The sequence below is a fragment of the Grimontia celer genome, assembly GCF_900055185.1.
GTDB classification, from domain to species: Bacteria; Pseudomonadota; Gammaproteobacteria; order Enterobacterales; family Vibrionaceae; genus Enterovibrio; species Enterovibrio celer.
Window position 1 is genome coordinate 1,275,011 of the sequence record NZ_FIZX01000001.1, and the last position, 12,448, is coordinate 1,287,458.

Genomic DNA, 12,448 nt, shown 5'->3' on the forward strand with positions numbered 1-12,448 from the left:
TGTGTTATCAGTAATTAGACTCACCTTCTCTGACCAAACTGTCCCCTTCATCAATCTCAAACTCTAAAGGCTCTGACTGCCATTCTGTGCCGTTAATCATACTAAGTAAGGTCAGTGCCGCCCTTTCCCCCGTTTCTCTATCAGGCGTCACGACACTGGCCAGTTTCGGCATCATAGATTGCCCTATGTCCAGCGCATGAATTCCGGCGATGCCAATCTGCTCAGGAACTGACAGCCCTTGATTTTGGCACTCAATCAACACGCCAGCCGCAAGCTCATCATCTGTGCAGAAGAAAGCATCGGTATCCGGGTAGCGATCTAATACCTTGGTCGTCATTTTGCGAGCCAGTGACACGGACGATTCCGCCTTTGCGGTAATACTTCTTGGCGTGATTCCCGCATCTTCCATGGCATCGACGTAACCTTGAAGCTTGCTTGAGGTTCGGATCCCCTTTTTCACATTCAGGCATACAATGTGCTCGAAACCGCGCTCAATCATCAGTGTCACCATGGAAAAGGCGGCAAGCTCGTTATCAATACCAACACCTTGAGTGGTTTCTGTGGCGGTTGAATCCATGACTTCTACGTAAGGAATACCGGCTGTCTGGATCATTTTCAGCGATTTTGCTGTATGTTCATTGTCAGCAAGGATAAGCCCATCAACATTAAAAGAGAGCAATGATTCAATACGCTGTTGTTCGATCTCTGCCTCATAGCCGCCATGAGCCAGCATGACTTGGTAGCCATTTTCTTCAGTGACAGCTTCTATTCCCGCAATTACTTGTTGGAACACGGGATGGCGCAAAGAAGGAAGGATAACACCGAGCGTTTTGCTACTGCGGTTGGAAAGAATGTCGGGAACCCGATTAGGAATATACCCTAGCTCATCCAGTGCTATTTGGATTTTCTCTCCTGTTTGTTTAGCGACTTTATGAGGATGTTTGAGGTAGCGACTGACAGTCATTTTGGTGACACCAACACGTTCAGCCACATCATTCATAGTGGGACGGCGACTTTTTTCCATATCACTCTCCTCAAAAGACCCTTGATATAAGTTTTTGAGCAGATTCAGTTATTCGCCAATAGGAATATGCAAAGTGTGACCCATAACATTAACTCTCAGATCGCACAGCTATGATTATTGTTTGCTGGCATCCACCCGCATAAAACGCGCGAACTTCGGAATACCATTTTTAGTAAATCCGTTGTGACGGTATGTCACCAGCTCACCAAGCTCTGGTGGGTTTTCCCTTTGAAAGTCTGAAAAGCCTGTACCGATTTTAAATTCCTTTCCATCAGGCATTCTTACCACCAATGCCCCCATCCGGCCTTCATGTTTTCCTTTGCCGTCTACATACCCAATCACCTCGGCTTCGGCATCATCAGCCACTTTCATCTTTATGACGTTTGCCGAGCGCCCTGCCTGATAAATGCCGCTTAGCTTTCTAAGCATCAAACCCTCGCCGCCAGCCTCATTGATCGCCTCAAGTAAAGCCAACAGTGATACTTTGTTTTCTACGGGTTTGTGTTCAACAAAGCCAAGATGAGGAATATTCAGCCCTTGCGCCATGCTCCTAAACTGCTTGTAGCGAATATCAAAGCTATCAAGGCTTGCTGGTAGGTCGAAGACCATAAACTTCACCTTCCCCCACTCTTTGTCATCAGGTTTGCCATCCATCACCGCCGCCATGGTTTCCTCGAAACGGTTACGACCAATCCAAAGCTCACCTTCCAGTGGTATTTCCGGTAACGCATCAATAAACCATTTTGGCGCATAGATCAGTTTGCCTTGGCGGGTAAAAAGGTACTGTCCGCTCCAGTAAGCTCGAATACCATCGAGTTTTTCACTGAACACATAATTTTCCCAGTGACTGATTTCAGACTCTTCAAATGGGATCGCGAGCTGAGGCTTATAGTGCAAGCAAGTGGTGGCATAGACATGCTGACTGGTTGCCAGACCTAAACTGATGGCTAAAAGCAATGGAGCAGGTTTCATGGCATCGACACAATAATTTCAAGAGGTTGAATCCATTTTTCCTCCCGCTCTCTCGAATACCAGTTCGAATAAGCGATTTGAGATGTCTCGTCAAAATCTCATTCTGTTGTTGCAGGCACAAACAAAAAAACGGCGCATTCGTCTGAATGCGCCGTTCTTAAATTCGTATTTAAACATCAAGCAAAGGCGTAAATATAAGTGCCGTTCTTGATGGTATTAATCACTTTCTTCGACAAGTAATTCGGCAGCGCCGGGCAACCCCAACTGCGACCCAGCTGACCTGTTTTCGCAATCACGTTCGGATGAGCATACGCCGCGCCATGGATCACAATAGCTCTGCGACGCGCGTTATCATTCACGCCTTTAGACAAACCATCGAGGCGCAATGAGTAACCGTGTTTCCCATAGTAGGTCTCAGCAGCGCGGAACACGCCAATAGAAGTCTGGCGAGAGTTCACCACGTTGGAAAATTTCTTCGCATAAAGTGAGCCGCTGTTTTTGCCATGGGAGACATAAGAAGCAAACAGTACTTTACGCTTCGCCGCATCAATGACCCAAAAACGTTTTTCTGAAGAGGGTTTGCCGTAGTCAATGAGGGTGAAAACAGATTTTCCTGTTCTGTGTGTGCGGAAGTGGTTGTAGGCTTTCTGGAATTTGTCGAAAGATACCTCATCAGAGAGGCTAAGTTGCCGATACATAGACTGCGCATCTGGCAGAATGGCTGCGAACACGTTCGCAGAAAACAGTAATAAAATGAGCGCAAAAGTCGCTTTCAACGCCTTAAACATAACATTCCCCGTAAATGGTATGTGATTAAAAAATGCGTGCCGAGCAATGCAAATCGGCTAATCCCATTTATGTCATACCAAAATTCGTGCCAGAGCCTTATCTGAAACGATTAATTATTATTTTTCAGTAAGTTAGCTTTTAGTTAAACAAGTTAAGTTCTCTTCCCAACCCACATCACTTGCTCGTTTACGCGGATAAAGGCATATGATTGCCGTTTGTTATCCTTGTCTTTAGGGAATGTTGCCATAGCGGCAAAAGGTGAGAAAGCCAGCGACAACGCTGGCTTTCTATTTTTATAGATAAGTGCTTCTAAGATGAAGCATGACTGTAAAGCAGAACTAGATTGCGTCGATGGCGTTCTTGATGCGCTTATCTGAAATCGGATAAGGCGTGCCAAGTTGCTGGGCGAAATAGCTGACACGAAGCTCTTCAATCATCCAGCGGATTTCCTTCACCGCCGCAGGAACACGCTGCCCTTTCGGGATTTTATTCAGCAGCTCTTTATAGTCGTTAGTGACAGATTCAATCTTGAGGATGTGCAGACGATCCTTGTTAGGATCAATCGGCAGTTTCTCCAAACGACGCTCTACCGCATTCAGATAACGTTGAATGTCCGGCAGACGTTTCCATCCGCATTCTGTCGCAAACCCTTTGAAGATCAAGCTTTCTACCTGAGCTTTAATATCCGACAGGGCGAACGCCATGGTGAAATCGATTTTACCTTTCAGCTTCTTATTAATGCTGAATGCCGTCGTCAGGATCTGCTCTACCTGTTTGGCGATTTCCACCACTGTGTCACCCAGTTCTGCACGAACATACTCCTTCAGCGCTTCAAACTCTTCAGGTTGCCACTTCAAACCGCCCTGCGACTCAATCAACTTATCGACACCACAGGCAATGCAGTCATCAATTAAATCCAGCACGCGGCCGTAAGGGTTGAAGTACAAACCGAGTTTGGACTTGTTCGGCAAGTTGTCGTGCAGGTACTTGATTGGCGATGGTACGTTAAGAAGGATCAGTCGACGCTGACCCTGTTGCATGGCCTGTCGCTGCTCTTCTTCAGTTTCGTAAAGCTTAATACCCACCGAATCTTTGTTATCAACAATCGCAGGGAAAGCTTTTACTTCAAAGCCACCGCGTTTTTGCTGATACATTTTCGGCAGCGTACCAAAGCTCCAAGTGGTCAGCCCTTGTTGCTCGATATCGTCATCCGCAACCTGAGACAAGGTTTCCTGAACCTTCTCTTTCAAGCCATCTTTCAGCTCATACAAATCGTAGCTTTCGTTCAGCTTGCGATTCTTATGGTCCACCGCGCGATAAGTAATCTTCAAATGCTCAGGCAACTGATCTAGCTGCCAGCTTTCACGAAGCACAGTCACGCCTGTCATACGTTTGAGCTCTTTCTCCAACGCATCTAACAACGGCATTTCCATTGGCGTAACACGCTGCAGGAATGCAGACGCATAGTTTGGTGCCGGCACAAAGTTACGTCGTAACGTTTTAGGTAGCGATTTAATAAGTGCAACAATCAGCTCGTGGCGTAATCCCGGGATTTGCCAATCAAACCCTTCAGGTTCAATCTGGTTCAACACTGGCAACGGAATGTGAACCGTCACACCATCGTGATCTTCACCTGGCTCAAACTGATAGCTTAACTTGAGCTTCAGATTGCCTTGATGCCAAAAGTTCGGGTAATCAAGTTCAGTGACATGGCTGGCGTCACCTGCCAGCAGCATGGCTTTCTCGAAGTTCAGCTTTTCCGGTTCATCACGGCTGACTTTCTTCCACCAGCTGTCGAAATGACGACCGGAAACTACGGTATGTTCGATACGCTGATCGTAGAACTCGTAGAGCGTGTCATCATCAACCAGAATATCGCGGCGACGTGATTTCTTCTCAAGCTCTTCGACTTCCGCCAGCATTTTACGGTTCTGATGGAAGAACTTGTGTTTGGTATCCCAATCCCCTTCCACCAGCGCAGACCGGATAAAGATTTCTCGGCTGATAACCGAATCGATGCTGCCGTAATTGACCTTACGCTTCGGAACGATAGGAATGCCATAAAGCATGACTTTCTCGAACGCGAATACCGCAGCCTGCTTTTTCTCCCAGTGCGGCTCGGAGTAGCTGCGCTTGATAAGATGTTTTGCCAGCGGCTCTACCCATTCAGGCTGGATCTTGGCGGCAACACGCCCCCAAAGCTTCGAGGTTTCGACCAGCTCTGCCACCATCACCCACTTCGGCTGCTTCTTGAGGATCCCTGATCCTGGGAAGATATTGAAACGGGCATTACGCGCGCCCTGATATTCGTTCTTCTCCTGATCTTTCAGGCCAATATGAGAGAGCAAACCCGCCAGCAGCGACATATGAATGGACTGATAATCAGACGGTTCCTGATTAATCTTGAAGCCCAACTCATTCACCACCTGACGAATTTGGTAATGGACATCCTGCCACTCACGAACACGAAGGTAGTTCAGATAGTCTTTCTTACACTGCTTGCGGAATTGGTTACCTGAAAGCTCTTTTTGCTGCTCTTTGATGTATTCCCAAAGATTCACATAAACGAGGAAATCTGACTCTTTGTCGTTAAAACGGCGATGCTTCTCATCAGACTGCTGCTGTTTGTCGGATGGACGCTCACGCGGATCCTGAATTGACAGCGCAGACGCAATTACCATGACTTCATGCAATGAGCCATGACGGGCTGATTCCAGCACCATACGTGCCAAACGTGGGTCGATTGGCAAGCGCGCCAGATTGCGACCAGTTTCGGTCAAGCGCTTATGATCGTCATCTTTCTTGCCCTCTTTCAGCGCGCCAAGCTCTTCAAGCAGGCGTACACCGTCTGAAATGTTGCGGCTATCAGGCGGCTGAACAAATGGGAAGGCTGAAATGTCGCCAAGACCAATCGCCGTCATTTGAAGAATAACGGACGCTAAATTGGTACGCAGAATTTCCGGGTCGGTAAACTCAGGACGCGACAGGAAATCTTCTTCTGAGTACAGGCGAATACAGATACCGTCAGACACACGACCACAGCGACCTTTACGCTGGTTCGCGCTCGCCTGAGAAACGGGTTCGATTGGCAGGCGCTGAACCTTGGTACGGTAGCTGTAACGCGAAATACGCGCCGTACCTGGGTCAATCACATACTTGATGCCAGGAACCGTCAGCGAGGTTTCCGCTACGTTAGTTGCCAGAACAATGCGTCGACCAGAGTGGGACTGGAACACACGATTTTGCTCTGCCGATGACAGACGTGCATAGAGCGGTAAAATCTCGCAATCACGCAAATTGCGTTTATTCAGCGCATCGGCCGTATCACGAATTTCACGCTCACCGTTCATGAAGATCAGAATATCGCCCGGCCCTTCGTCATGCAGTTCATCGACTGCATCGAAAATAGCCTGAAGCTGGTCACGATCCGTATCTTCGCTATCTTCGACTAGAGGGCGATAGCGCACTTCCACAGGATAGGTACGGCCAGAGACTTCGATAATCGGCGCGCCACGGAAGTGGTTAGAAAAGCGCTCAGGGTCGATGGTTGCCGATGTGATGATCAGTTTGAGATCTGGGCGCTTTGGTAGAAGCTGCTTCAGGTAACCGAGGATGAAGTCGATATTAAGGCTGCGTTCGTGCGCTTCATCGATGATGATGCAGTCATACTGATTCAGGAAACGGTCATGCTGGATTTCCGCCAGCAGAATACCGTCCGTCATGAGTTTCACACGTGACTCTTCAGATACCTGATCGTTGAATCGAACTTTGTAACCGACAGTTTTACCCAGTTCGGTTTCCAGTTCTTCTGCAATACGGGTAGCGACTGAGCGCGCAGCCAGGCGGCGGGGTTGGGTGTGGCCAATGACGCCTGATACACCAAGTCCCAGCTCCATACAGATTTTAGGCAACTGCGTGGTTTTACCTGAACCGGTTTCACCGGCAACAATGACTACCTGATTGTTGGCAATCGCCTCTGCAATGTCGTCTTTTTTCTGACTGACTGGCAGTTGCTCGGGGAAAGTAATGTTTGGCTTATTGGCCAAGCGTTGCATACGCACTTGCATCGACTTAGCGATGTCCAGCGCGATCTCATCGAAGACAGCCTGACGGGCTTCGTCTTTCTTAATGCGTTGTGCTCCCTTGATGCGTTTGCTGAGACGAAACTTGTCTTTCAGCATGCAATCATCAAGCGCAGCGAAAAGCGTTTTAGCGTTGTTTTGATGGATTGAAGCGGTCAAATCGATATCCAAAGAAATGCTGTTTTGAAGAAAATCCACTCACGATACGAGCGTAAGACTCAATAAAGCTCAGTACCGTTTGAAAAATTGCGAAGATTCTACCACATCACGCTGCAAGCTCGATCTTCAATCTTACTTCCAGATTCTAAAGAACATTGAGCCGTTCGTTATTGACTTTTTGTGGTCAAAGAAAAACTACTTGCATATTCGAGCCGGCATTCGCTGGCTCTTTCTATTTATCCCGGACCTTCTTTCTTAAACATGAAAAACCACAATATAAATGTGCATGTTATTTTGGACATGAAATATATCGTGAGCTTCTTAGACAACGTCATTATTTCATTTAGTTAACAGGACGCTTCTCATTTGTGCATCGTCCAATCACCAACAAGTTGCACAAGCAATCAGGCAGTCGCCAGATTGTGCATTAAGGAGACACCAAATGAATAACCCTGCAAGAAGAAAGTTCGTCAAATCTGCATTGGGTGTATCTGTAGCCGCGGCCGTTGCGCCATACGCCAGTGAATCTCAAGCATCAATCGTTCCCCTGCTATTTAGTTACGAAACTTTATTGCCAGAGCTGTTCAATTCACCACCCCGCCTTTCTTATCACTACCCTGTTATCATCATCGGCAGTGGCTTTGGTGGTGCAGTGAGCGCACTCCGCCTTGGGCAAGCAGGCATTAAAACCGCCGTTCTGGAGCGTGGAAACCGTTGGCCTCTCAGTGACTCCCGAAAAATCTTTGCTCACGATATGATTGCCGATGGAAGAATGTTCTGGCATCGCACATCAACTACCTTCCCTGCGTTGACCTACCGCCTGCCATTTTTCAATGCCATCGATTCAAAAACCATTGATAACTTCTGTGGCGTGTTGGATATCATCGACAGACCGGGAGAGAATTATACTGGCGGTTCTGACCTTCTGCTTGGCACTGCAGTCGGTGGCGGTTCTGTCATATACACTGGCGTGAAAGCGGTTCCAAAGCAATCATACTTTGAGCAACTTTTCCCTTCCGATATTTCTTACAGCGAAATGGTAAATACCTATTACCCGCGCGTGAAGTCTGTACTCAACTTCTCACAAATGCCGGACGACATATACAACAGCATCCCATTCAAGCACTGTCGGGACTGGGACCGTGAAGCCGCCAAGGCGGGATACGACTCCTATAAGATTGACGGTAACTGGAATTGGGGAACGGTGAGAGAAGAGTTAACAGGTCAATCACTTCCATCCTGCACCATTGGCTTAACCAATTTCGGTAACAGCAATGGTTGTAAAAACAGCCTCGACCAAAACTACATTCCAATGGCAGAAGCAACAGGCAACGTCACTGTTCACCATAACCACGAGGTAAGGGATATAAGGCCGAATGGCGATATCTATGAACTGGATGTGGTTGAGCTAAACCCATACGGTGAGGAGATCAGCGCTAAGACCGTCACCTGTGACAAACTCATTATGGCGGCTGGCGCTTATCACACGCCAAGAATGTTGGTTCGCGCAAAAGCCAAAGGCACCTTATCTGGGCTTAATGATTTCGTTGGCAAGAACTGGGGAGACAACGGTAACAGAATGGCATTCCGTCAATCATGGTTCGGCATTCCACAAGGCGGGCCGCAAGCATCTCCTTCCCCTTCCGCTATCTATGTTACTGGTTCAGGTCAAAGCCCGGTGATCGCCGAAAATTGGGCAAACGCCGCCATTGCCGAAGTCGGTGTGTCGATGACGCTTGCGGTTACCGCTGACTTCAACAACCGAGGTTACTTCTACTTTGATGCAGCAAAAGATGATGCCGTTCTTCATTATCCTAAATCCCATGAAGCAGACGCCACAAATGCCGTTCGTGCTGTGAACAACAAGATGGCTTGGGCGAATTGGCAGAAACTGGGAGCCCCTGGATTTGATGACGTTATCTTTACCGGCGCGCACCCTGTTGGCGGCATGGAAATAGGTAAAGCTACAGATATGTTTGGCCGCGTCAAAAATCATCCAGGGCTCTACGTCATGGATGGTTCACTGATTCCCGGAAACACAGGCGGTGCAAACCCATCACTTACCATTGCCGCGCTGGCTGAGCGCAATATTGAAAAAGTGATTCAGGAAGATTTTTAAATGTCCGCTTAAGCAAAAAAACGGCATCAATCGATGCCGTTTTTTGTTTCCGCAAAGACGGGCGCATTAGAAGCTTGGCTATACCATCTTTCTTTGCGTGTGATACACTCCGCGCCCAAGTCAATCTGAGTGGTCGATTACCATGAGCATTAAACAAGAACTACAACAACTGAAAAACCGTCTGAACAAAAGCCAAGTAAAACTTGATGCCGCTAAGTCTCGTGGTGACGACGTGATGGTGACCAAATTCACTAACGACATCGAAGATTTGAACAAAAAAATCAGCCAATTGACTCATAAGCAAAGCTTCACGTTGAATAAAGAACGTAAGGCGCTGCTTGATATGCCTTTTTCTCGCGAAATTACTAAGCAAGAGCAAGCTGACATGGGCAAACTGAAGAAATCTGTGCGTGGCCTGGTTGTCGTTCACCCACTGACAAAGCTGGGTAAAGAATTGAAATTGGAAGTCGTTACAGGTTTTGCACCTAAGCAATTCTGATTTAGATACCCAGAAAAATCATACCGTTTTCTTGAAAAGCCGGGCTCTTGCCCGGCTTTTCAATATCAATTGCCGTTAGTATAAATCCAGCGTATACCAAACCATTCGATGGTCTGAGGAAACGTCTTTTCCGTTACCAAACCGGCCAATGCGCTCATCATTCATCAGCAACCTTCCTGGTTCACCTGTCGCGGGCCAGTAAACCCCAGAGTCTTCAACTTTCAAACTGGACGATGGGAAGGCATAGTCTACCCGAAGACCGAATGTACTGGTAACGCGCTCCGGATACAGAACATCATTAGCTTCTTCGGCAGCACCCGTGCTTGTTGGCACGAACTCTCCCACTGTTGCGTCTTGGTTTACTCTAGGGTGTTCAATCAGGCCTGCTATCGTTTCACGAAACCCATCGCCCGCTTTCGGGTCTGCATTCAAATCACCCATCACAACGAAGTGAGCATTCTTCTTCAGGCCGCCCTTTTTTCCTCTATCGTCATAAATAAACTTCTCGCCGTTGATGTAATCAATCCAGAACTGGATTTCATCTCGATTACGCAGTTTGTTATTTTGCGTCACTGTGTCGAACACTGGTGGTGTTGGGTGCGACAGTAATAGGTGCACGACCTCTTTGCCATAAGGTGTTGGGATGACAATAGGCAGATCAACGTGATTCTTAGAAGACAATCTAACTTGCTCCCACTCTTCGTCGCTATACCAGTTATCGCCACATGCAAATCCGTCGGGAATTGGGTTGTTCTCATCATCACAATTAGTAATAACCGGATTTGACGCTGTAGGGAGATGGCTCCATTTAAACGTTTGGAAGGTTCTGACCTTGTTCTTTTTGATTTCAAACTTAGACATCACTGCGAATGCATACTGGCCATGATAAAAACCGAAGCCCCAAGCATCACCAGGGAGTCGTCCAACTGTCCCGTTGTTATCTAGATCTAACCCACTGTTCAGACCCGTGTTCGTCGAAAAACTCTTAACAACAGGAAAGTAGATCGGCTTGAGCTCATCACCGCCATCAATGCTATTCAAGCTTTGACTATACGATAGATAGTTTTCCTGAAACCCATGTAGAGCACTCAGATCATCACCAGTGCCATGGTTATTGAACTCTCCTGTCATCAGTACATCTGGGCGATTTTGCTGGATAATGGCAGCGACATTGCGGATCTGGATGATTTTCTCTGCCTTTGTTTTGTCTTCATCATTCATTGCGTCCTTGTCTTCCAAATAAGCCTCAACCAGTACATCCTGATCACTGCGGCTCGTCGCCATCTCATTCTGCAGTTGTTTAAATGTCGCTCTATCAAATGAGAGGTTAAACGCCGCTACTGTGATTTTCTCATTCAAACACCCCGTGAGTCCGACACTGCTTAACATGAACAACAGCACTATTTGTAGTTCCTTCATCACTTTTCCTCCACTCTTCTGATCCTGGCAAGGTTATTATTCAACTGGTTTCCACTTTGGATACTGATCGTTAACCAATAAAATGCCTAAGTTCTTCTCTTTAATGAGAAGAATTCAAGACAGTGACATCCGGATGCTAATCGAAAGTGTTGAAAAGAGGATTAATGATTCGTGAATTATTCAAGAATCAAATCAGATGTTATTAATTTGATTGTTACCTATTGATATTCGGCAATTAAATATCTTTGAAATTACAAATATTTTATACTAAGAGAATCTCACAAATGAAAAATATCGTCTTATATTTAACCCACTCGCTTCAAGCTCATATTTACAGGGCGAAATAAACCAATTGAAACCAATTAATCTTTAATGACGCATAGAATTAATTTCGTACCTGCCCGTTCATCTAATAAAGAACATGGAATATTCAGGAGATAAAGATGACAACCGTATATGGAATTGAGTTCGACTATGTGAAGTTTGGTACAGAAGATGATGACACCCTAAACGGTGACAATGGCAATGGATTTATTAATGGCTTCGATGGCGCCGATACCATCATTGGCTTTGGTGGTGGCGATCTGATCTTGGGTGATGATATCCCTCTTGAAGACTATGTTGATATCGACAGCCAGGCATTTGAAGACACTGTGTCGATGCTTTATCAGTCTATTCAGGAAGAAGACTTTTCTTGGACCGCGCCTTCAGACGTAAAGTACGCATTAGCAGGAATTCAAGATTTTCTTGTTGAGAATCAAGACTTCCTTACCCTGCTTGCAACGCAGGGAGACGACGACACTCTTATTGGTGGTGCTGGTAACGACATTCTCTATGGCGGTGCTGGCGATGATGTCGTTCGGGGTGGAACAGGCCAAGATATTTTAATTGGTTTAGCTGGGGATAATGCGCTTCTTGGCGGTGATGGTGATGATGTTATTGTAGGTGGTATTGGAAATGACCGTTTGTTTGGTAATACCGGCAATGACTACTTGATTGGTACCAGTGGTTCAGATTTTTATTTTGGCGGAGATGGTGCGGATTACTTTGTCTTCACTACTTTACTCGACGGGGAGGTCAGTGAAGACCGTATCGTAGACTTCGAGCAAGGTATTGATAAAGTGGTGCTGTTTAATGTCGCCAGTAGTTTTGAAGATTTGACGATAACTCAACGCGGCCCAACTGTTGAGCTTCAAATCGGTGAAGATCACTCCATAGTTTTCAACAACTCTCGTCTAGATGAGTTTTCAAGTGATGATTTTATGTTCTACAACGTTTAAATAACGTTAAACAGGCAAACTCCTGCGTCTACGACTTTAGGATAATGTCTTTATAGTGAGAACATAAGTCCCTAGGAATTATGGCGAAATAGATCGCACTGAGTC

At 46.5% G+C, this 12,448-nt stretch carries 8 protein-coding genes; 3 read left to right on the plus strand and 5 right to left on the minus strand.

All coding sequences use genetic code 11. The annotated features are described in order from the left end of the window. Window positions 1-7 precede the first annotated feature (7 nt). From GCE9029_RS05675 to hrpA, 4 genes are all read right to left on the minus strand, one after another. Window positions 8-1,024, minus strand: coding sequence for a substrate-binding domain-containing protein (locus tag GCE9029_RS05675; RefSeq protein WP_062661588.1), 1,017 nt, complete (start codon window positions 1,022-1,024; stop codon window positions 8-10). Between the two features lie 114 nt (window positions 1,025-1,138). Beyond that, complete coding sequence (locus GCE9029_RS05680) at window positions 1,139-1,996, minus strand: DNA ligase (RefSeq protein WP_062661590.1); 858 nt, start codon at window positions 1,994-1,996, stop codon at window positions 1,139-1,141. A 176-nt stretch (window positions 1,997-2,172) separates the two neighbouring features. After that, entirely contained in the window at window positions 2,173-2,784 is a 612-nt protein-coding gene (locus tag GCE9029_RS05685; RefSeq protein WP_062661592.1) for a murein L,D-transpeptidase catalytic domain family protein, read from the minus strand. Window positions 2,785-3,123: 339 nt separating this feature from the next. Next, window positions 3,124-7,026: an ATP-dependent RNA helicase HrpA gene (gene hrpA / locus GCE9029_RS05690; RefSeq protein ID WP_062663140.1), complete on the minus strand. Its 3,903-nt coding sequence runs from the start codon at window positions 7,024-7,026 to the stop codon at window positions 3,124-3,126. Window positions 7,027-7,468: 442 nt separating this feature from the next. Here hrpA and GCE9029_RS05695 point away from each other — a divergent pair, with 442 nt between their 5' ends. Together GCE9029_RS05695 and GCE9029_RS05700 are read left to right on the plus strand one after the other, a co-directional pair. Then, window positions 7,469-9,145 (plus strand): GMC oxidoreductase, encoded by a 1,677-nt coding sequence (locus GCE9029_RS05695; protein ID WP_062661594.1) that lies wholly within the window; start codon window positions 7,469-7,471, stop codon window positions 9,143-9,145. A 142-nt stretch (window positions 9,146-9,287) separates the two neighbouring features. Next, the gene (locus GCE9029_RS05700) at window positions 9,288-9,644 is read left to right on the plus strand and encodes a YibL family ribosome-associated protein (RefSeq protein WP_002537231.1); all 357 of its coding nucleotides are present in this window, start codon (window positions 9,288-9,290) and stop codon (window positions 9,642-9,644) included. A gap of 75 nt (window positions 9,645-9,719) precedes the next feature. Here the strand turns inward: GCE9029_RS05700 and GCE9029_RS05705 are convergent, their stop codons facing one another. After that, window positions 9,720-11,063, minus strand: coding sequence for an endonuclease/exonuclease/phosphatase family protein (locus GCE9029_RS05705; RefSeq protein ID WP_062661596.1), 1,344 nt, complete (start codon window positions 11,061-11,063; stop codon window positions 9,720-9,722). Window positions 11,064-11,506: 443 nt separating this feature from the next. Here GCE9029_RS05705 and GCE9029_RS05710 point away from each other — a divergent pair, with 443 nt between their 5' ends. Further along, complete coding sequence (locus GCE9029_RS05710) at window positions 11,507-12,343, plus strand: calcium-binding protein (RefSeq protein ID WP_062661598.1); 837 nt, start codon at window positions 11,507-11,509, stop codon at window positions 12,341-12,343. Window positions 12,344-12,448: the final 105 nt, after the last annotated feature.